At 47.2% G+C, this 24,089-nt stretch carries 12 protein-coding genes; all 12 read left to right on the plus strand.

All coding sequences use genetic code 11. From position 1 onward, the window contains the following. Window positions 1–183 precede the first annotated feature (183 nt). The 12 genes from ACWJJ5_RS05075 (at window position 184) to bamA (ending at window position 24,046) form a co-directional block, all read left to right on the plus strand. A complete protein-coding gene (locus ACWJJ5_RS05075) occupies window positions 184–954 on the plus strand; it encodes a 6-carboxyhexanoate--CoA ligase (protein ID WP_454022256.1) in 771 nt (256 codons plus the stop codon). Further along, window positions 951–2,297, plus strand: coding sequence for an adenosylmethionine--8-amino-7-oxononanoate transaminase (bioA, locus tag ACWJJ5_RS05080; RefSeq protein WP_204529511.1), 1,347 nt, complete (start codon window positions 951–953; stop codon window positions 2,295–2,297). The genes ACWJJ5_RS05075 and bioA overlap by 4 nt, the downstream gene beginning before the upstream one ends. Then, on the plus strand, window positions 2,287–3,447 hold the full coding sequence (bioF, locus tag ACWJJ5_RS05085; protein WP_003153909.1) for an 8-amino-7-oxononanoate synthase: 1,161 nt from the start codon (window positions 2,287–2,289) through the stop codon (window positions 3,445–3,447). The genes bioA and bioF overlap by 11 nt, the downstream gene beginning before the upstream one ends. Then, entirely contained in the window at window positions 3,444–4,145 is a 702-nt protein-coding gene (gene bioD, locus ACWJJ5_RS05090) for a dethiobiotin synthase (protein WP_146276882.1), read from the plus strand. Before bioF ends, bioD begins: the two co-directional genes overlap by 4 nt. Window positions 4,146–4,147: 2 nt before the next feature. Next, window positions 4,148–5,167 (plus strand): biotin synthase BioB, encoded by a 1,020-nt coding sequence (gene bioB, locus ACWJJ5_RS05095; RefSeq protein WP_454022257.1) that lies wholly within the window; start codon window positions 4,148–4,150, stop codon window positions 5,165–5,167. Between the two features lies 1 nt (window position 5,168). Next, on the plus strand, window positions 5,169–6,365 hold the full coding sequence (locus ACWJJ5_RS05100; protein ID WP_102422659.1) for a cytochrome P450: 1,197 nt from the start codon (window positions 5,169–5,171) through the stop codon (window positions 6,363–6,365). A 303-nt stretch (window positions 6,366–6,668) separates the two neighbouring features. After that, a complete protein-coding gene (locus tag ACWJJ5_RS05105; protein WP_454022258.1) occupies window positions 6,669–8,114 on the plus strand; it encodes a GntP family permease in 1,446 nt (481 codons plus the stop codon). A gap of 24 nt (window positions 8,115–8,138) precedes the next feature. Then, window positions 8,139–8,840: a CoA transferase subunit A gene (locus tag ACWJJ5_RS05110; protein ID WP_369614199.1), complete on the plus strand. Its 702-nt coding sequence runs from the start codon at window positions 8,139–8,141 to the stop codon at window positions 8,838–8,840. Window positions 8,841–8,857: 17 nt separating this feature from the next. Continuing rightward, complete coding sequence (locus ACWJJ5_RS05115; protein ID WP_094246887.1) at window positions 8,858–9,520, plus strand: CoA transferase subunit B; 663 nt, start codon at window positions 8,858–8,860, stop codon at window positions 9,518–9,520. A 12-nt stretch (window positions 9,521–9,532) separates the two neighbouring features. Beyond that, entirely contained in the window at window positions 9,533–10,318 is a 786-nt protein-coding gene (locus ACWJJ5_RS05120; RefSeq protein ID WP_070081905.1) for a 3-hydroxybutyrate dehydrogenase, read from the plus strand. 557 nt (window positions 10,319–10,875) lie between these two features. Continuing rightward, entirely contained in the window at window positions 10,876–12,078 is a 1,203-nt protein-coding gene (bamD, locus tag ACWJJ5_RS05125) for a bacillomycin D biosynthesis malonyl-CoA transacylase BamD (RefSeq protein ID WP_454022259.1), read from the plus strand. Window positions 12,079–12,097: 19 nt separating this feature from the next. Beyond that, on the plus strand, window positions 12,098–24,046 hold the full coding sequence (bamA, locus tag ACWJJ5_RS05130; protein ID WP_454022260.1) for a bacillomycin D hybrid PKS/NRPS BamA: 11,949 nt from the start codon (window positions 12,098–12,100) through the stop codon (window positions 24,044–24,046). Window positions 24,047–24,089: the final 43 nt, after the last annotated feature.

Consider the following 24,089-nt stretch of genomic DNA (forward strand, 5'->3'; position numbering starts at 1 on the left):
CAATTACTAAAATATGAACAAAACATGAAAACGTAATGAGGCTTTGTAAAACCCATTAAGTTAACAGTTTTATAGTTCAGGTTGACATATTACGTGCAAGACACTAATATTCTGTATGAGTGTTAACCTTTTGTTATTTTGGTTAACATTAAATTTCGAAATAAAAGAAAGGAGGGAGATTCCATGCGGGAAGAGACCTATTATAGCGTCAGAATGAGAGCTTCCCGAAACGCCCCCCATGAGCAGGGCGGAAAACACATTTCCGGCGGAGAACGGCTCATCACTTACAGCGGTTTACAGGAAGCGGTAGATGGCTTATTACATAAAGGCTTCTCACACTCAAGAGGGATACCTGATTTTATGCAGATTCAGCTTGAAAGCGTTCATGAACCGATCGAAACGATCCGCCCTTTGCCGGTTGCCTTCCATCAAACAGACACGCCGGAAAAAGGACAAGCAATCGCCCGCAAGCTTCTGCAAAAGGCGGGGATTCCTCCGCACATGATAGAGAAAGCGAACGAAAACATTGCGGAATATGCAGAAGCAAGAGGAGCGGTCCTGTTTGATATCCGGGCAGGAAAACGCATTGACGGCAGAGGAAATAGAGGTGTGCGGGTATCCCGAGTGGATTGGCCGTCACATGATTTTCAAAAATGGGCTTTTACTCACAACATGCCGGAAAATTCACGAATAAAAGAAGCACATGCCATCGCGGCAAAAGTTTGCGCACATCCGGGAATTATTGCCGAATTGTGCTGGTCAGATGACCCTGATTACATAACAGGCTACGTTGCCGCAAAGAAGCTGGGATATCAGCGGATTGCCAAGATGAAGAATGCCGGAGATGAAAGCGGATGCCGGGTTTTCTTTACTGATGGCTCCATAGATACGGAGAGCTGTATCCATTTTTTAGAGAAGCAGCCTGTATTCATTCAGCGGGAGGAGAACATATGAAACAATCAATGATTGAAAAAAGCAAACAGCATCTTTGGCTGCCTTTCACACAAATGAAAGATTACGATGAAGATCCGTTAATCATTGAAAGCGGAAACGGGATCATGCTGAAAGACATCAGCGGCAAAGAATATTATGACGGCTTTTCTTCAGTATGGCTCAATGTACACGGCCACCGCAAAAAAGAAATGGATGAAGCGATTCAAAAACAGCTTGAAAAAATCGCTCATTCGACTTTGCTGGGTATGACGAACGTTCCCGCAACAGAACTTGCGGAGATGCTGACGGGCATCACACCGGAAAAGCTGACGCGCGTTTTTTACTCCGACAGCGGAGCGGAAGCAATGGAAATCGCTCTGAAAATGGCCTTTCAATACTGGAAAAACGTAGGGAGACCTAAGAAGCAGACGTTTATTTCGATGCAGAACGGCTATCACGGCGATACGATCGGAGCCGTCAGCGTCGGCTCCATTGAACTCTTCCACCATGTGTACGGCCCGCTGATGTTTGAAAGCTACAAAGCCCCGATTCCTTATGTATACAGATCTGATAGCGGTGACCCCGTACAGTGCCGGGATGAATGCCTTCACGCGCTCGAACAGCTGCTTGCAAAACACCACGAAGAGATTGCCGCACTTACGATTGAATCGATGGTGCAAGGCGCATCCGGGATGATCGTCATGCCTGAAGGCTTTCTGGCAGGCGTACGAAAGCTGTGTACGGCATATGATGTGTTAATGATCGTTGACGAAGTGGCGACGGGGTTCGGCCGCACCGGAAAAATGTTTGCCTGCGAGCATGAAAATGTCCAGCCGGACTTGATGGCGGCAGGGAAAGGCATTACGGGAGGCTATTTGCCGATCGCTGTGACGTTTGCCACAGAAGCCATTTATGAAGCCTTCTACGATGACTACGACAAAATGAAAACATTTTTCCACGGCCATTCCTATACAGGAAATCAGCTTGGCTGTGCCGCGGCAATTGAAAATCTGCGTTTATTCGAATCAGAGCGCATCGTTGAACGAGTCGCCGAAAAATCAAAAACGGCAGCGAAATTTCTTCATGATCTGAAGCAGTTTCCTCATGTCGGCGATGTCCGCCAGCTCGGTTTGATGTGCGGCATAGAGCTTGTGCGGGATAAAGAGACGAAACAGCCTTATCCGCCTGAAAAGCGGATGGGATACAAGGTGTCCTTGAAAATGAGAGAGCTGGGTATGCTGACACGGCCGCTCGGAGACGTCATCGCCTTTCTGCCGCCGCTTGCCAGCACAACCGATCAGTTACAAGCCATGATATCCATTATGAAAGAAGCGATAGCCGAGGTGACCGGCCGTGGATTTTGACGGATGGCTCCTCGGAAGGCTCGATGCGGTGAAAAGAGACGGGCTGTATCGGACGCTGCGAACACAGGAAACCGCTCTTAAAACCAAAGGGCAAAAGCGGCAGACCTGGGCGTCCAATGACTATTTAGGTCTGTCAAAAGATGAACGGCTGATCACAGCCGCGCAAACAGCGCTGAGCCGGTTCGGAGCGGGAAGCGGCGGCTCACGGTTAACGACAGGAAATACTGTGTGGCACGAAAAACTTGAACAAACAATCGCGGACTTTAAACAGACGGAAGCGGCTTTATTATTTTCAAGCGGTTACTTGGCGAATATCGGCGTGCTTGCCTCACTGCCTCAAAAAGGCGATGTCATTTTAAGCGATCAACTGAACCATGCGAGCATTGTTGACGGCTGCCGTTTATCAAAAGCGGAAACCATCGTGTACCGCCATATTGATATGGCTGATCTTGAGAAAAAACTTGCCTCCGTCCAGACGCGGAACCGCCGCTTTATCGTCACAGACGGCGTTTTCAGCATGGACGGCACAATTGCGCCTCTTGACCGAATAATGGCGCTTGCAAAGCAGTACCAGGCATTTGTGATAGCAGATGACGCGCATGCAACCGGTGTACTCGGGGAAAACGGCGGGGGAACCAGTGACTATTTCGGTGTTTGTCCTGATGTTGTCATCGGCACATTAAGCAAAGCAGTAGGAACGGAAGGCGGTTTTGCCGCGGGATCAAACATTTTCATTGATTTTTTGCTGAATCAGGCGAGGACGTTTATTTTTCAGACGGCCCTCCCGCCGTCAATTTGTGCGGCTTCGCATACGGCATTTGACCTCATATCAGATATGCACGATACGCGCCGTGAGCTGCAGTCGTCTGTCAAAAAGATAAAAACGCGTCTGGCCGATATGGGCTTTATCGTAAGAGGCGGGGATACACCGATTATCCCCGTTATCATCGGTGATGCAAAAACAGCGGTTTCAGCCGCTGCGCTGCTGGAGAAAAAGGGAATCTGCGCCCCGGCCATCCGCCCGCCCGCCGTTCCGGAAGGCGAAAGCAGAATCAGGCTGACCGTTACGGCGGATCGCAGCTTACAGGACATAGACGAGCTGACAGAAGCATTTGATTCCATTAGAAAAGAGCTGAATATAAACAAATGAGAAGTTTTTTTGTCACAGGAACAGATACCGGCGTCGGAAAAACCATCGTTTCTTGCGGACTTGCCGCGGCATTCAGGCAGAAACAGGCGGATATCGGAGTGTTTAAGCCGTTTTTAAGCGGCGTGCCGCGGACTCATCCGGAAAGTGACACCTCGCTGTTGAAAAACATGTCACAAACCGCACTGTCTCATGAAGAAATCACGCCATTTGAATGGAAAGAGCCGCTTGCGCCGTACACGGCCGCCATGCTTGAGGGGAAATCCGTGAGCATGGATGAAGTCATGGCCCACTGGAGTAAGATCAAAAATCGTCATGAGTGTTTCATCGTCGAGGGGGCAGGCGGCATTTCCGTTCCGCTTGGTGAAAATTACTTAGTCAGTGATCTGATAAAAGCCTTGGAATTGCCGGCAGTGATTGTCGCCAGGCCTGATCTCGGAACCATCAACCACACATATTTAACCGTTGAATATGCGAAAAACATGGGGATAGAGGTTCTCGGCATTATGATCAACGGCGTAAAGAGCCGGCCGGGGCTGGACGAGAAGACAAACCCGAGCATGATTGAAACATTATGCAAAGTTCCGATTTTGGGAATCACACCGAAGCTGGATCTCGTTTCACCGGAAAACATTCAACACATGATTGAGAAACATATAGATGTTTCCTCTTTCATGAATCTGACACAAATGGGGAGATAAACATGAATCAATGGATGGATCTTGCAGAGAGAGTGCTGGACGGGGCGGAAGTAACGAATCAAGAAGCGCTGGCCATTTTAAATTGTTCTGATGAGGATCTTTTATTGCTGATGCATGCCGCTTTTCATATCAGAAAACGATTTTACGGAAAAAAAGTAAAGCTGAATATGATTATGAATGCAAAATCAGGTCTGTGTCCGGAAAATTGCGGGTACTGTTCACAATCTTCAATATCAAAAGCGCCGATCGAGTCTTATCGGATGGTGGATAAGCATATATTGCTTAAGGGGGCAAAACGCGCCCACGACCTGAATATAGGGACATACTGCATCGTCGCCAGCGGGCGGGGACCGTCGAACAGAGAAGTAGATCAAGTTGTTGATGCTGTCAAAGAAATTAAAGAAACGTACGGTTTAAAAATCTGCGCATGCCTCGGTCTGCTGAAGCCGGAACAGGCAGAGCGGCTGAAACAGGCAGGAGTAGACCGGTACAATCATAACATCAATACATCACAAAGGAATCATTCAAACATTACGACTTCCCACACGTATGACGACAGGGTCAATACAGTGGAAACGGCGAAACAATCGGGGATGTCGCCTTGTTCGGGTGTCATCGTCGGCATGAAAGAAACGAAACAGGACGTCATTGATATGGCGAACAGCTTAAAAGCGCTTGACGCCGACAGCATCCCGGTTAATTTTCTGCATGCGATTGACGGAACTCCGTTAGAAGGGGTAAGCGAATTACATCCGGTGTATTGCCTGAAAGTGCTCGCCTTGTTCCGTTTTATCAATCCGACAAAAGAAATCCGTATCTCAGGAGGCCGGGAAGTCAACCTTCGTTCGCTGCAGCCGCTGGGACTTTACGCCGCAAATTCGATTTTCGTCGGAGATTACTTAACGACAGCAGGGCAGCATGAAACAGAGGATCATCAAATGCTCCATGATTTAGGGTTTGAAGTCGAATCCGTTGAAGAAATGAAAGCCGGCCTGCAATCCGCCTGCAATACGGAGGTATAAGATGACGGCGGGCCTATCAAGTGCACATCCGTCTCTCCATGCCGATGCGGATTTTTGGAATGACCCTTACCCGTTTTATGAAAAACTGCGATCCATTGATCCTGTTTATAAAGGAACCGTATTAAAACATCCGGGCTGGTATGTCACCGGGTACAAAGAGGCGGCATCGATTCTGAAAGACACCCGATTTAAAAACCGCATTCCTTTTCCGGAAGCTTCAACGAAATATCAAAATCTATCGCATATCCAGCACGATATGCTGTTATTTAAAAATCAATCAGACCATAAGCGGATGCGGATGCTTATAGGTAAAGAATTTACCGCAAAGACGGCGGAATCACTTCGCCCCTGTATAAAAGAAACGGTTCATGACTTGTTGGATCAAATCCAAAACAAAAAAACCGCAGACCTTGTTTCAGAGTTTGCCTTTCCATTGGCAAGCCTCATCATTGCGGAGATACTCGGAGTGCCGAAAGAGGAGAGATATCAATTCAGACAATGGACGGCAGACGTCATTCAGGCCATTGATCTTACCCGGTCAAGAAAGACGTTAGTCAGAGCAAGCGACACCGCAGGCAGGCTGACTGCATATTTCAGAGATTTGATTCACGAGCGGAAAGCACATCCTCAGGAAGACTTAATCAGCAGGTTTATCATGGGGAAACAGCTTTCAAAAGACGAAGTGCTCGCGACATGTATCTTACTTGTCATAGCCGGACACGAGACGACGGTAAACCTCATGAGCAACGGTGTGTTTACTTTATTGAAACACCCTGAACAGCTTAGCGCACTGAGAGAAAACCCCTCGCTTATTGAAACTGCTGTCGAGGAATGTCTGCGCTACGACAGCCCCGCGCAGCTGACGGCACGCACCGCTTCAGAAGACTGTGAAATAAATGGAAAAACCATAAAAAAAGGAGAGCAGGTATACATCTTTTTAGGAGCGGCCAATCGCGATCCAAGCATATTCGATCAGCCTCATAAAATGGACATCCGAAGAAAACCGAATCCGCATCTTGCATTCGGAAAGAACGCCCATTTTTGCATAGGCTCCTCATTAGCGCGCATCGAAGCACAAATTGCAATTCTCACACTGTTTGAGCGGATGCCTAAGCTTCGGCTGGCCGCACACCGCCTTGAATACCGCAAGCTCATTGGTTTTAGGTCGCTCAAAGAGCTTCCGGTTGTCCTTGGCTGAATGACCATGCAGGAGGGCCGGATTTTATCGGTTCCTCTTGCAGGAAATAAATGAAAGAAAAAAGAATACATATTTATAAAGCAAAAATCCTCTCTGATCCATCTCACTATCCTTAAAAAAACTCGCTGCTCAGCCATTCAATATCATGCAGCAAGAATCTCCTTTTCTTTCGCCAAAACGGAAAATTCACCGTGATGCACATTTTTTCAGCCTCAGAAACTGTGCAAAACCGGCATGTTTTTTGCTTTATTTTCTTGATTTTTGTAAGCGCTTACTAATTTTGAGCAGAAAAGAGGGGGATTTGTGGACATTGTTATTATTTTATTGGCATTAGGCATGCTGATGTTTGCGGCTTACCGGGGCTTTTCAGTCATTTTATTCGCCCCGATTTGTGCGCTGTTTGCCGTGCTTCTTACAGATCCAAGCTTCGTACTTCCTTTCTTCTCGAATATATTTATGGAGAAGATGGTAGGATTTATTAAGCTGTATTTTCCCGTATTTCTTTTAGGGGCCGTTTTTGGCAAGGTTGTTGAAATATCCGGGCTCGCCGAGTCGATTGCAAAAACAATCGTCAGGCTTGTGGGAGCAAAAAGAGCCATTCTCGCCATCGTCTTAATGGGTGCGATTTTAACGTACAGCGGCGTCAGTCTCTTCGTAGCGGTGTTTGCCATTTATCCGTTTGCTAAAAACCTATTTATTAAAGCTGATATTCCCAAGCGTCTGATACCCGGTACGATTGCATTGGGCGCCTTTACTTTTACAATGGATGCACTTCCCGGCACACCGCAAATTCAAAATGTCATTCCGACAGCTTTTTTTAAAACAAACATTTATGCCGCTCCCTGGCTCGGACTGATTGGTGCAGCATTTGTGCTTACGGCCGGAATGATTTATTTAGAATCACGGCGCAAAAAAGCGGCCAATGCCGGAGAAGGCTATGCTGGATTTCAATCTGAAGTTTCCGCTGCAGAGGAACCCTCAGGTCTGGCTAATGAAAAACATACGCCTGTTTTACCGCAGGAGGCAGAACCCAGCCCCGCGCGGCAAGTGCTCGCTTTTGTTCCGCTTATCCTTGTGGGGGTCATGAACAAATGCTTCACGATGTGGCTCCCGTATTGGTACCCTGACGGATTTGATTTTGCGCAGCTCGGTTTAGAAGCGTTCGGGAAGATTGACCTTTCCTCCGTCACTGCGATCTGGTCAGTAGAACTCGCACTGTTCATCGGAATCATGACAACGATTTTGTTCGATTGGAAAAAAGTGCTCTTTAATTTGAAAGAAGGACTGAATGAGGGCATCGGGGGTGCCTTGCTAGCGTCGATGAATACAGGAGCCGAATACGGATTTGGCGGCATCATTGCGGCGCTTCCCGGCTTTAAAATGGTCAGCAGCGGCATATCGCAGACGTTTACTGATCCGCTCGTCAACGGAGCGGTGACGACCACTGCGCTTGCCGGGATTACAGGATCGGCATCAGGAGGAATGGGCATCGCTTTAAGCACGATGTCAGCAGCGTATACAGAAGCAATCAATACATTCCACATCCCGCCGGAGGTCATGCACCGGGTGATTTCGATGGCCTCCGGCGGGATGGACACTCTTCCGCATAATGGCGCCGTCATTACGCTGCTCGCGGTCACCGGGTTGACCCACCGCCAATCCTACAGGGATATCTTTGCCATTACCGTCATTAAAACAGCCGCTGTGTTTGTCATCATCGCCATTTACAGTCTGACGGGCCTTGTGTAGCCAAAACAGAAAGGGGAAACGAATATGGGAAAAGGAAAAGTGATGGACTCTTATAAAGATGCTGCTGCACTGATCAAGGATGGAGACACCCTCATCGCAGGAGGCTTCGGCCTGTGCGGCATTCCGGAACAATTAATTCTCGCGATCAGGGACAGCGGCGTGAAAAACTTGACCGTTGTCAGTAATAACTGCGGTGTTGATGATTGGGGGTTAGGCCTCTTGCTTGCAAACCGGCAGATCAAAAAAATGGTCGCATCCTATGTCGGAGAAAACAAAACCTTTGAACGGCAGTTTTTAAGCGGAGAGCTGGAAGTCGAATTGGTGCCCCAAGGAACGCTCGCAGAAAGAATTCGCGCGGGAGGGGCGGGCATTCCGGCGTTTTATACACCTGCGGGCGTCGGAACATCAGTAGCCGAGGGAAAAGAACATAAGACATTTGACGGGCGCACCTATCTTCTGGAGAAAGGGATTACAGGGAACGCCGCCATCGTAAAGGCCTGGAAAGCCGATCCTCTGGGCAACCTGATATTCAGAAAGACGGCGAGAAATTTCAATCCGCTCGCTGCAATGGCAGGCAAAGTGACGATTGCAGAGGCTGAAGAAATCGTCGATGCCGGAGAGCTTGATCCGGATCAAATTCATACGCCGGGTATTTTTGTGCAGCACGTGCTGCTTGGCGGGATTCATGAAAAACGGATTGAACGCCGCACCGTCCGGCAAGCATGATAAAGGAGGCTGACAGAATGAGAGATAGCAGAAAACGAATGATCAAACGGGCTGTAAAGGAAATTAAGGACGGAATGAATGTGAACTTGGGAATAGGGATGCCGACGCTTGTAGCCAATGAGATACCGAATGATTATAACGTCCTGCTTCAGTCTGAAAACGGCTTGCTCGGGATCGGGCCTTATCCGGCGGAAGGAACGGTTGACCCCGATCTGATCAATGCGGGAAAAGAAACCATTACCGAGGTAAAGGGAGCCTCGTATTTTGACAGTGCCGAATCCTTTGCCATGATTCGCGGCGGCCACATTGATGTAGCGATTCTCGGCGGGATGGAAGTTTCCGAACGGGGAGATTTGGCGAACTGGATGATCCCCGGAAAAATGATCAAAGGAATGGGCGGCGCCATGGACCTGGTGCACGGAGCAAAACGGATTATTGTCATTATGGAGCATGTTAATAAATATGGGGAATCTAAAGTGAGAAGGGAATGTACGCTGCCTTTAACCGGCAGGCAGGTGGTCGATCGGCTGATCACAGATTTGGCTGTATTCGATTTTCATGATGGTCGTATGACGCTCACCGAACTGCAGGAAGGTGTAACAATGGAGGAGGTCTTTGAGAAAACAGAAGGTCATTTTACTGTCAGCCAGTCGTTAAAAAACGGGGTCAGACCAAAATGAGGAGGTGCCGCCATGGATTCATTGCTTATTGAAAAAACAGCCGTTGTAACAGGAGCAGCCGGAGGAATCGGGCTTGAAATTGCAAGAGAATTCGCCCGTGAAGGAGCAGCCGTCATCATCTCTGATGTAAACGAACAAGCGGGGAAAGAAGCGGCGGCAGGACTTAAAGATGAAGGCTGTGAAGCAGTCAGCATCACATGCGATGTAACAAATGAAAAGCAAGTGGCCGACATGCTGCAGACGGTCGAGAAACAATTCGGACGTCTCGATATCCTTGTGAATAATGCGGGCATTCAGCATGTCGCGCCCATCGAGGAATTTCCCACCGAACAGTTTGAACGGCTCATTCGTGTCATGCTGACTGCGCCATTTATCGCAATGAAGCATGCATTCCCCATTATGAAAAAACAGCAATTCGGTCGAATCATTAATATGGCGTCTGTCAACGGGCTGATCGGTTTTCACGGGAAAGCGGCATATAACAGCGCCAAGCACGGCGTCATCGGTTTAACGAAAGTCGGTGCACTTGAAGGCGCGGCTGACGGCATTACCGTCAATGCGCTTTGTCCGGGATATGTGGACACTCAGCTTGTCCGCAATCAGTTAAAGGACATTTCCGCAACAAGGAATGTACCGTACGAGCGGGTGCTTGAGGACGTCATCTTTCCGCTCGTTCCCCAAAAACGGCTGCTGTCAGTGAAGGAAATCGCTGATTACGCCGTATTTTTGGCCAGCGACAAAGCAAAAGGGGTCACAGGTCAGGCCGTAGTCATGGACGGCGGGTATACCGCTCAATAGTTCTTGTACTATTTAAAAAACAGCCGCTCTGAACGGCTGTTTTTTTATGCCTGAAAACCTTGTTCACTCAATAGGCCGATTTACTGCGTCAATCGGTATCCGGGCTGGGTCATTTACTTGTTCTGCGGCGTATTTTGTCCTTGCAGATTTTCCTCACCAGATCCATCTCTTGCGCCGCATTTATAATCAAACGCCCTCAGTTTACAATCCTTCACAGATATACAAATGAATTTTTACAATAAACAGAAAATATGTAATTTCTGACACAATAATGCCAATAGCCCTAAAACATATGAAACATGAAGAGCTCGTCCTAAGTGAAGAAGAGCCGGTAACAGGCTCCACTCCGGCTTTTCATCATCTCTCTTTAAGACTGATTTTCGGTGAAACCCCCATGTTTTATTTTATGAATAAATATATCTAATTCGTTTGTAAAATCGAACAATAACTCCTCCGAAAGTATTCTATACACATTTGTTATAATCATGCTAGGATGTTAGATAAAGGGATAATTTGTAGGATATTGTATTTCTGTTCAATATGATCGGAGGAATCTCATGAACAATCTTGCCTTTTTATTTCCTGGACAAGGGTCTCAATTTGTAGGAATGGGCAAACAATTTTGGAATGATTTTGTGCTCGCAAAGAGATTGTTTGAAGAAGCGAGCGATGCGATCTCCTTGGATGTAAAAAAACTGTGTTTTAACGGAGATATGAATGAATTGACAAAGACAATGAACGCGCAGCCCGCTATTTTAACGGTCAGTGTTATTGCTTTTCAAGTGTATATGCAGGAAATAGGGGTGAAGCCCCGCTTCCTGGCAGGTCATAGCTTAGGCGAATATTCAGCGCTTGTCTGTGCCGGCGCCCTTTCTTTTCAGGATGCCGTTACACTTGTAAGGCAGCGGGGAATTCTTATGCAAAATGCGGATCCTCAGCAGCAGGGGACGATGGCCGCCGTGACTCACCTCTCTCTTCAAACGTTGCAGGAAATATGTTCGAAAGTGTCGACGGAAGACTTTCCGGCAGGAGTAGCCTGCATGAATTCAGAACAGCAGCATGTGATTTCCGGACACCGGCAAGCTGTGGAACGTGTCATCAAGATGGCGGAGGAAAAGGGAGCGGCATACACTTATTTGAATGTCAGTGCGCCTTTTCACAGTCCGATGATACGATCAGCATCTGAACAATTCCAGACTGTATTACACCGGTATTTCTTCCGGGATGCCGCATGGCCGATCATTTCAAATGTCACCGCACGCCCTTACAGCAGCGGAAATTCGATCAGCGAACATCTCAAGCAGCACATGACGATGCCGGTAAGATGGACGGAATCGATGCATTACTTGCTTTTACACGGAGTCACAGAAGTCATCGAAATGGGTCCGAACAATGTCTTAGCCGGTCTGCTGAGAAAAACAACGAATCACATTGTACCTTATCCCTTAGGACAGACATCTGATGTTCACTTGCTTTCCAATTCAGCGGAAAGAAAGAAACATATTGTCCGTTTACGCAAAAAACAACTGAATAAATTGATGATTCAATCCGTCATTGCGCGAAATTACAACAAGGATTCAGCGGCTTATTCCAATATGACGACGGCATTATTTACGCAAATCCAAGAGCTGAAAGAGAGAATGGAAAGACATGAAAATGAGCTCTCAGAACAAGAGCTCAACCATTCGATCCATTTATGCAAATTAATTTGCGAGGCTAAACAGCTTCCGGCTTGGGAAGAATTGCGGATTTTAAAATAAAGCGCCCAGGAGGGGACCTATGTATACCAGTCAATTCCAAACCTTAGTAGAAGTCATTCGGGAAAGAAGCAATATCTCTGATCGCGGGATCCGTTTTATCGAATCCGATAAAAACGAGACGGTTGTCTCTTATCGCCAATTGTTTGAAGAGGCGCAAGGGTATCTTGGCTATTTACAGCATCTCGGCATTAAGCCGAAGCAGGAAATTGTATTTCAAATCCAAGAAAACAAATCATTTGTCGTTGCTTTTTGGGCTTGTATATTAGGAGGAATGATCCCGGTACCGGTCAGTATCGGAGAAGATGATGACCATAAGCTGAAGGTCTGGCGCATTTGGAATATATTAAATCATCCGTTTCTGATTGCCTCTGAAAAAGTATTGGACAAAATAAAGAAATACGCTGCAGAACACGATTTACAGGATTTCCATCATCAATTAAACGAAAAATCTGACATCATTCAAGATCAAACCTACGATTACCCCGCTTCGTTTTATGAACCTGATGCGGATGAACTCGCCTTTATCCAATTTTCTTCAGGATCGACAGGAGATCCAAAAGGAGTCATGTTAACGCATCACAACTTAATACATAACACGTGCGCCATTGGGAATGCCCTAGCCGTTCATTCGAAAGACTCTTTCTTATCATGGATGCCTTTAACGCATGATATGGGGCTCATCGCCTGCCACCTTGTTCCCTTCATAACCGGAATCAATCAAAATCTAATGCCTACAGAATTATTTATTCGCAGACCTATTCTTTGGATGAAAAAAGCTCATGAACATAAAGCCAGTATTCTATCCTCTCCTAATTTCGGGTACAACTACTTCCTTAAATTTCTGAAAAACGAACCAGACTGGGATTTATCCCACATCAAGGTCATCGCAAACGGTGCAGAACCGATATTGCCGGAGCTATGTGACGAATTTTTGAAAAGATGCGCAGCATTCAATCTGAAAAGATCCGCCATTTTGAATGTTTACGGTTTAGCGGAAGCGTCGGTCGGCGCAGCATTCTCTAAATTAGGTAAAGAATTCGTTCCCGTTTATTTGCATCGTGACTATTTAAATCTTGGTGAAAGAGCTGTAAAAGTAAGCAAAGAGGATCAAAATTGCGCTTCATTCGTCGAAGTGGGACAACCTATTGACTATTGTCAGCTTCGGATCTCCGATGGAGCAAATGAAAGAGTAGAACACGGAATCATCGGCCATATCCAGATCAAAGGAGACAATGTGACACAAGGGTATTATAACAACCCTGAGAGTACGGAAAAAGCGCTGACTTCTGACGGCTGGGTAAAAACGGGGGACCTCGGATTCATTAGTGAAAGTGGTAACTTAGTCGTAACCGGAAGAGAAAAGGACATTATTTTCGTGAACGGAAAAAATATCTACCCGCACGATATTGAACGGGTCGCGATTGAAATGGAAGAGGTTGACTTAGGAAGAGTTGCCGCCTGCGGTGTATATGATCAAAAGACACAAAGCGGAGAAATCGTGCTCTTTGTTGTTTACAAAAAATCACCTGAAAAATTCGCACCGCTTGTCAAAGAGATAAAAAAGCATTTGCTCAAGCGGGGGGGCTGGAGCATAAAAGAAGTCCTTCCGATCCGAAAACTCCCTAAAACAACCAGCGGAAAGGTTAAACGCTACGAACTTGCCAGACAGTATGAGGCAGGGAATTTTGCAACAGAGTCTGCCGCTATCAATGAATGTTTGGAGAGCAGCCCGGAAACATCCGGACAGACTCCCATTCATGAAATTGAAACGGAATTACTGTCTATCTTTTCCGATGTGCTCAATGGGAAAAAGGTTCACCTCGCTGACAGTTATTTTGATATGGGAGCAAATTCATTACAGTTATCGCAGATTGCCGAGCGCATAGAACAGAAATTCGGACGCGAGCTTGCCGTTTCAGATCTCTTTACGTATCCTTCTATCACTGATTTAGCGGCATATCTGTCTGAAAGCCGGGCTGAAATCAAGCAGGACGCGGCAGCGAAACCAAGCCATGTGACGCCGAAAGATATCGCCATTATCGGGATGTCGCTCAATGTCCCTGGAGCATCAACGAAAAGTGATTTTTGGAATCTGCTTGAAAAAGGTGAGCACAGCATTCGAGAATACCCTGCATCCCGGCTGAAAGATGCGGCGGATTATTTAAAGTCCATCCAAAGCGAAATCAATGAGAATCAGTTTGTGAAGGGCGGCTATTTAGATGAAATCGACCGCTTTGATTACTCGTTCTTCGGTTTAGCTCCTAAAACGGCTCAGTTTATGGACCCTAACCAAAGACTGTTTTTGCAGTCTGTATGGCATGCGATTGAAGATGCGGGCTATGCCGGCGGCAGCATGAACGGGAGCCGTGTCGGGGTATATGCAGGGTACTCGAAGGTGGGCTACGATTATGAACGTCTCCTTTCTGCGAATTATCCGGAGGAGCTTCATCAATATATCGTGGGCAATCTTCCTTCCGTGTTAGCCAGCCGAATCGCTTATTTCCTAAATTTAAAAGGGCCGGCGGTCACAGTCGATACGGCATGCTCCTCATCGCTTGCCGCCGTTCATATGGCATGTAAATCTTTAATATCCGGCGATTGTGAAATGGCTCTTGCCGGCGGTATCCGGACATCGCTCTTGCCGATCTGTATCGGACTTGATATGGAATCTTCGGACGGGTACACGAAAACGTTCAGCAAAGATTCGGACGGTACTGGCACAGGTGAAGGCGCGGCCGCAGTCCTGCTAAAACCTCTGCAGGATGCTGTTCGCGACGGAGACCATATTTACGGCGTAATCAAGGGAAGCGCGCTGAATCAAGACGGAACAACCGCCGGGATTACAGCACCGAATCCGGCAGCTCAGACTGAGGTCATTGAGACGGCCTGGAAAGACGCGGGCATTGCCCCTGAAACACTGTCTTTCATCGAAGCGCATGGCACCGGAACGAAGCTCGGCGATCCGGTTGAATTTAACGGGCTTTGTAAAGCGTTTGAAAAGTATACGGCAAAAAAACAATTTTGTGCGATTGGTTCTGTTAAATCGAACATCGGTCATTTGTTTGAAGCGGCAGGCATCGTCGGGCTGATCAAATCTGTCCTCATGCTGAATCACAAGAAAAATCCGCCGTTAGTGCACTTTAATGAACCTAATCCGCTCATTCATTTTCACTCTTCACCATTTTACGTAAACCAGGAAGCTGCAGCGTTCACATCCGGTGATGAGCCGCTGCGAGGCGGAATCAGCTCATTTGGCTTTAGCGGAACGAACGCTCATGTGGTATTGGAAGAATATATTTCTCAAAGTGAGTATGCGCCCGAGGATGAACATGGGCCGCACCTATTTGTTTTATCCGCTCATACTGAAAAATCACTCTATGAACTCGCACAGCAGTACCGGCAATATGTATCGGATGACAGCCAAGCTTCATTAAAGTCCATTTGCTATACAGCCAGTACGGGCAGGGCTCATTTGGATCATGGCATTGCCATGATTGTATCCGGTAAACAAGAACTATCGGATAAGCTGACCCGCCTGATTCAGGGAGACAGAAACCTTCCCGGTGTATACATCGGCTACAAGAATATGAAGGAAATGCTGCCCGCTCATAAAGAAGAGCTGAATCAACAAGCAGCCGCACTGATTAAGCAGCGTTTACGTACGCAAGATGAACGGATCATATGGCTGCATCGCGCCGCCGAATTATTTGTGCAAGGAGCCGTTATCGATTGGCGCGCGCTTTATTCCGGTGAAACTGTACAAAAGACGCCATTGCCCCTGTATCCGTTTGAACGGAGCCGATGCTGGGCTGAAGCTGACCAATTGCGCTTAAACGAGGACGAAAAGAGAGGAGAAGCGGCATTGAATATCAATCAATCGAAGTCGCACATTGAATCCTTCCTGAAAACTGTAATCAGCAATGCTTCGGGGATCAGAGCGGAGGAACTCGATCTGAATGCTCATTTTATCGGGCTCGGAATGGATTCCATCATGCTGTCACAGGTCAAAAAAGCCATCGCGGACGAATTTGGGGCAGACATCCCGATGGATCGTTTTTTTGATACGATGAACAACCTTCAAAGTGTCATAGATTACTTGGCTGAGACCGTTCCATCGTCCTTTGCATCCGCTCCGCCTCAAGAGAATGTTCCGGCGCAGGAAATACAGGTCATTTCAGAAGCACAGTCTGAATCGGATCGCAGAGAAGGTCATCAAGAGCATATGCTCGAAAAAATAATCGCTTCTCAGAATCAATTAATTCAGGATACCTTGCAAGCTCAATTAAATAGCTTTAATTTGTTGAGAAACAGCGGACATCATTCCGATGAGAAAGAATACGCTAAAGCGCAAGAGAAATCAATTCCTTCTGTCAAGCAGGGGCCTCCGGCCGTCACTGCAGAAAAGAAAGCGGCTCAAGAAGCGAAACCCTATGTTCCTTTCCAGCCTCAGAACCTGCATGATCAGGGACACTATACCGCACGGCAAAAACAATACTTAGAAGATTTCATCAAGAAATACGCAGATAAAACGAAAGGTTCCAAACAATATACGGACAACACCCGATTTGCTCATGCAAACAACCGCAACTTGTCCAGCTTCCGTTCGTATTGGAAGGAAATCGTATACCCGATTATCGCCGAACGATCTGACAGTTCTAAAATGTGGGATATTGACGGAAATGAATATATCGATATCACCATGGGGTTCGGAGTTAACCTTTTCGGGCATCATCCTTCCTTTATTACACAGGTTATCGATGATTCAGCCCGTTCATCATTGCCTCCGCTCGGCCCGATGTCAGATGTCGCCGGTGAAGTTGCCGACCGGATCCGCACATGTACCGGGGTGGAAAGGGTCGCTTTCTATAATTCCGGAACAGAGGCCGTCATGGTTGCCCTGCGTTTGGCGCGGGCGGCAACAGGAAGAAAGAAAGTCGTGGCGTTCTCGGGATCTTATCACGGCACGTTTGACGGCGTATTAGGGGTTGCCGGCACAAAAGGCGGAGCCGCGTCTGCGAATCCGCTGGCTCCGGGTATACTGCAAAGCTTTATGGATGATTTGATTATTTTACATTACAACAATCCCGATTCGCTGGACGTGATCCGCAGTCTTGGTGATGAATTGGCAGCCGTACTGGTGGAACCGGTACAAAGCCGCAGACCGGATTTGCAGCCGCGGGCATTTTTGAAAGAATTGCGGGCGATCACGCAGCAATCCGGAACAGCTCTGATTATGGATGAAATTATTACCGGATTTCGGATCGGTCTCGGCGGCGCACAGGAATGGTTCGGCATTCAGGCTGATTTAGTGACCTACGGAAAAATCATCGGCGGCGGACAGCCGTTAGGGGTAGTTGCCGGAAAAGCTGAGTTCATGAATGCGATCGACGGGGGTACCTGGCAGTATGGGGACGATTCCTACCCGCAAGACGAGGCGAAACGCACGTTTGTGGCCGGCACCTTCAATACTCATCCGCTTACCATGAGAATGTCATTAGCCGTCCTTCGTCATTTACAAACCGAGGGAGAACATCTGTATGAGCAGCTGAATCAAAAAACAGCCTACTTGGTCGATGAGCTGAATCGCTGCTTCGAACAAGCGCAAGTGCCTATCCGCATGGTTCGATTCGGTTCTTTATTCCGGTTTGTCTCATCGCTTGATAATGACTTGTTCTTTTACCATCTCAACTATAAAGGTGTCTATGTGTGGGAAGGACGCAACTGCTTCTTGTCCGTCGCGCATACCGCGGATGATATCGAAAATATTATTCAAGCGGTGAAAGACACGGTGGAGGATCTTCGCCGAGGCGGATTTATTCCGGAAGGCCCGGATTCCCCTGATGGCGGAGGCCGTAAAAAGTCCGGGACGCGCGAGCTTTCACCTGAACAAAAGCAGTTGGTTATGGCATCCCATTACGGGAATGAAGCTTCCGCCGCTTTAAACCAGTCCATTATGCTGAAAGTGGAGGGCGAACTGCAGCATACGCCATTAAAACAAGCCGTCCGGCATATCGTTGACCGTCATGAAGCTTTACGTACGGTGATTCATCCCGATGACGAGGTACAGCAAGTGCAGGAACGGATGAATATAGAAATACCAGTCATTGATTTTACCGGTCACCCGCATGAACATCGGGAGTCGGAAATTCAAAAATGGCTGACAGAAGATGCCAAGCGGCCGTTTCATTTCCATGAACAAAAGCCTTTGTTTAGAATCCATGTGCTTACTGCGGCTCACAATGAACATCTGATTGTGCTCACGTTCCATCATATCATTGCCGATGGATGGTCAATCGCCGTTTTTGTTCAAGAACTGGAGAGCAACTACGCGGCAATTGTACAAGGAAAGCCGATTTCACCGAAAGAGGCAGATGTTTCGTTTCACCAATACTTAGACTGGCGGCAGGCACAGATTGACAGCGGCCATTATGAAGAAGGGGTCCGGTATTGGCGGCGTCATTTCTCTGAACCGATACAGCAGCCAATTCTGCCGAGCGCAGGTTCTGTCCGTTATCCGAAGGGGTATGAGGGAGACCGGTGTACCGTCAGGCTTGGACGGCCATTGAGCGAGGCTTTAAGGTCATTAAGCATTCAGATGAAAAATAGCGTATTTGTGACGATGCTGGGTGCATTTCATCTTTTTCTGCACCGGCTTACCAAACAGTCAGGCCTTGTGATCGGGGTCCCCGCTGCAGGTCAATCGCATATGAAACAGCATGATCTGGTTGGAAATTGCGTCAATATGATTCCGGTGAAGAACACGTCTTCTTCAGAAAGCACTTTATCCGGTTATCTTGGCAGTATGAAAGAAAGCGTGAATCTTGCAATGCGGCACCAAGCCGTCCCGATGACACTGGTGGCCAGAGAGCTTCCGCACGATCAAGTGCCGGATATGCGTATTATCTTTAATTTAGACAGGCCTTTTCGAAAGCTGCATTTCGGAAAGGCGGAAGCGGAGCCCGTTGCATACCCGGTAAAATGCACCCTGTACGATTTATTTCTTAACATAACAGACGCGCATCAAGAATATGTTCTTGATTTCGACTTTAATACGAACGTCATCAGTCCGGAAATCATGAAAAAGTGGGGAGCGGGTTTTACAAAATTGCTGCAAAAAATGGTTGAGGGAGATTCAATCCCTCTTGACGCCATGATGCTGTTTTCCGATGAAGAACAGCATGATTTACAAAAACTGTATGCCGAACACCAGAAGCGGGTCTCTTCAATAGGAAGCAATACAGCAAATTTCACTGAAGCCTACGAGGCGCCGGTAAATGAAACGGAGCGGCAGCTGGCGCGGATTTGGGAGGAACTTTTCGGCCTTGAACGGGTCGGCAGATCAGATCGCTTCCTGGCTCTGGGAGGAAACTCGCTCCAGGCGACGCTTATGCTTTCCAAAGTTCAGAAGACATTTCATCAAAAGGTTTCCATCGGACAATTTTTCAATCACCAGACTGTTAAGGAATTAGCACATTTCATTCAGAACGAAACAAAAGTCGTGCACCTCCCGATGAAGGCTGCCGAGAAAAAAGCGTATTACCCGACATCGCCGGCGCAGCAAAGAGTATATTTCCTGCACCAACTGGAACCGGATCAGCTGGCGCAAAATATGTTCGGCCAAATATCAATAACAGGGAAGTACGATGAGCAAGCCCTGATCTCATCTCTTCAACAAGTGATGCAGCGGCACGAAGCGTTTCGCACGTATTTCGACATTATAGATGGCGATATCGTTCAGAAACTTGAAAACGAAGTTGATTTTAACGTTCATGTCCGGACAATGAGCCGGGACGAATTTGATGCCTATTCAGACCGGTTTGTAAAACCGTTCCGCCTGGACCAAGCTCCGTTAGTTCGTGCGGAGCTGATCAAGATTGAAAACGAGCAGGCCGAACTGCTCATCGATATGCATCATATCATTTCGGACGGTTATTCCGTCAACATCCTTACAAATGAATTGCTGGCTTTATATCATCAGAAACCATTACCGGACATTGAATTTGAATATAAAGATTTCGCAGAATGGCAAAACCAACGGCTGAATGAGGATGCTATGAAGCGGCAGGAGACATATTGGCTGGAACAATTTCAAGACGAAATTCCCATCCTTAACCTGCCGACAGACGGTTCAAAAGCGGCAGAACGGTCTTCTGAGGGACAGCGTGTGACATGCTCCTTACGGCCGGATGTCATCCGTTCGCTTCAAGATTTGGCGCAAAAGGCGGAAACCACTCTCTATACGGTGCTTCTGGCCGCCTATAATGTGCTGCTTCATAAATATACGGGACAAGAAGACATTGTCGTTGGCACGCCTGCTTCAGGAAGAAATCATCCGGATATCGAAAAAATCATCGGTATTTTCATACAAACCATTGGAATCCGGACGAAGCCGCACGCCAATAGAACGTTTACGGATTATCTGGAAGAAGTAAAGCGGCAGACGCTTGACGCTTTCGAAAACCAAGACTATCCATTCGACCGGCTTGTGGAGAAATTAAATGTGCAGCGGGAAACAACCGGAAAGTCTCTGTTTAACACGATGTTTGTGTTTCAAAACATTGAATTTCATCAAATCCGGCACAATGAATGTACATTTAAAGTGAAAGAACGAAATCCAGGGGTCTCTTTGTATGATTTGATGCTCACGATCGAAGATGCCGGTCAACAGATAGAGATGCATTTTGATTATAAACCGGGACGATTCACAAAAGACACCATTGAACAGATCACCAAACACTATACTGCCATTTTAAACAGTCTTGTTGAGCAGCCGGAGATGACATTGTCTTCCGTTCCTATGCTGTCTGAAACCGAACGGCATCAACTGCTGACGGAGTGTAATGGCACAAAGACGCCGTATCCGCATAACGAAACAGTAACCCGATGGTTTGAAATGCAAGCGGAACAGAGTCCCGATCATGAAGCCGTTATTTTTGGCAATGAGCGGTATACGTACAGACAGCTCAATGAACGGGCGAACCGATTGGCGCGGACGTTACGGACAAAAGGCGTACAAGCGGATCAATTCGTTGCCATCATCTGCCCGCATCGGATCGAACTGATTGTCGGAATTTTGGCTGTTCTGAAAGCCGGCGGCGCATACGTGCCCATTGATCCTGAATATCCGGAAGATCGGATCCAATATATGCTGAGAGATTCAAGGGCGGAGGTTGTGTTGACACAGCGCAGCCTGCTGGATCAATTACCGTATGATGGTGACGTTGTGCTTTTGGATGAGGAAAACTCATACCATGAGGATCACTCGAATCTTGAATCGGACAGCGATGCGCATGATTTGGCCTACATGATCTATACGTCAGGTTCCACGGGAAATCCAAAAGGTGTTCTCATTGAGCATCAGGGACTGGCTGATTATATTTGGTGGGCGAAAGAGGTTTATGTAAGAGGTGAGAAAACCAACTTCCCATTATACTCTTCCATCTCTTTCGATCTGACTGTGACCTCGATATTTACACCGCTGGTTACGGGAAATACCATCATTGTCTTTGAGGGCGAAGATAAAAGCGCTGTGCTTTCTGAGATTATGCGGGACTCAAGAATAGACATGATCAAATTGACCCCGGCACATCTGCACGTCATCAAGGAGATGAATATCGCTGGCGGCACCGCAATACGGAAAATGATTGTCGGCGGAGAAAATTTAAGCACCCGTCTGGCCAAAAGTGTCAGCGAGCAGTTTAAAGGCCGGATGGACATTTTCAATGAATACGGACCGACGGAAGCTGTCGTCGGATGTATGATTTATCACTTCGACGCAGAACGGGACAAGCGGGAATTTGTACCGATCGGCACTCCGGCTGCCAACACGGATATTTATGTGGCCGATGCAAGCAGAAACCTGGTTCCGATCGGGGTAATCGGCGAAATATATATCAGCGGACCGGGTGTTGCCAGAGGGTATTGGAACCGTCCGGATTTAACGGCAGAGAAATTTGTTGAAAACCCGTATGTCCCGGGAGCGAAGATGTACAAATCAGGGGATTTGGCTAAGCGGTTGAAGGACGGAAATCTTGTATATATCGGGCGCGTTGATGAACAAGTCAAAATCAGGGGATACCGAATCGAGCTTGGTGAAATTGAAGCAGCAATGCATAACGCGGAAGCGGTGCAAAAAGCCGCGGTTACAGTGAAAGAAGAAGAAGACGGCTTAAAACAATTATGCGCGTATTACGTAAGCGGCAAGCCTATAGCGGCTGCGCAGCTTAGGGAACAATTGTCATCGGAGCTTCCGGACTACATGGTTCCGTCCTATTTTGTCCATCTGGAGCATATGCCGTTAACGTCCAACGGGAAAATAAACCGTAAGGCACTGCCAGCCCCAGAAGCGAGTCTGCAGCTGACAGCTGAATATGTTCCGCCGGGTAATGAGACGGAATCCAAACTGACAGATTTATGGAAGGAAGTGCTCGGAATAAGCCATGCGGGGATCAAACATAATTTCTTTGATCTCGGAGGCAACTCCATTCGAGCGGCTGCCTTAGCCGCCAGAATTCACAAAGAGCTGGATGTGAATCTGTCTCTCAAAGACATATTCAAGTTTCCTACCATTGAACAATTGGCTGACAAGGCGTTACACATGGACAAAAATCGATATGTACCGATTCCGGTTGCAAAGGAAATGCCATATTATCCGGTTTCTTCAGCTCAGAGGCGGATGTATTTGTTAAGTCACACAGAAGGCGGCGAGCTGACTTACAATATGACGGGTGCCATGAATGTGGAAGGGACGATCGATCCCGAACGGTTAAACGCCGCTTTCCGAAAATTAATCGCGCGTCATGAAGCGTTGCGGACCAGCTTTGATTTATATGAAGGCGAGCCGGCACAGCGTATTCATCAGAACGTCGACTTTACGATAGAACGGATTCAAGCAAGCGAAGAAGAAGCGGAAGACCGTGTGCTTGATTTCATCAAAGCGTTTGACTTAGCCAAACCGCCGCTGATGCGGGCCGGACTGATTGAAATTGAACCTGCGCGGCACGTGCTTGTGATTGATATGCATCATATCATTTCTGACGGCGTGTCCGTCAATATTCTGATGAAAGATTTAAGCCGAATCTACGAGGGGAACGAACCGGACCCGCTCTCTATTCAATATAAAGACTTTGCAGTTTGGCAGCAATCGGACATTCAGAAACGGAACATCAAGAGCCAGGAAGCGTATTGGCTGGATCAGTTTCACGGTGATATTCCTGTACTGGATATGCCTGCGGATTATGAGAGACCTGCCATACGCGATTACGAAGGCGAATCATTTGAATTTCTTATACCCGAACACTTGAAACAGCGTTTAAGCCAAATGGAAGAAGACACAGGAGCAACACTGTATATGATTTTATTGGCAGCCTATACGATTCTTTTATCCAAATACAGCGGACAAGAAGATATTATCGTAGGAACGCCATCTGCCGGGCGGACTCATTTGGATGTAGAGCCGGTCGTGGGAATGTTCGTCAATACGTTAGTCATTCGCAATCACCCGGCGGGCCGTAAAACATTTGATGCCTACTTAAACGAAGTAAAAGAAAACATGCTGAACGCCTATAAAAATCAAGACTATCCGTTGGAAGAATTAATTCAGCATCTGCATCTTCCAAAAGATTCAAGCCGCAATCCTTTATTCGATACGATGTTTGTGCTGCAAAATCTCGATCATGCTGAATTGACTTTCGATTCTCTTCAACTCAAGCCGTATCCATTTCATCATCCGGTTGCGAAATTCGATTTGACCTTGTCGATTCAGGCGGACCGCGACAACTATCACGGACTGTTTGAATATTCGAAAAAACTGTTTAAGAAAAGCAGAATCGAGGTTTTATCAAACGACTACTTACACATCCTATCGGCGATTTTGGAACAGCCAAGCATTCTAATCGAACATATCGGATTGAGCGGCAGCAATGAGGAAGAAGAGAACGCGCTTGATTCTATTCAATTGAACTTTTAGGGAAAAGCATTATTTCTTTAAATTATATAAAATGAGGTGCTCC

Source organism: Bacillus sp. JK74 (assembly GCF_053663395.1).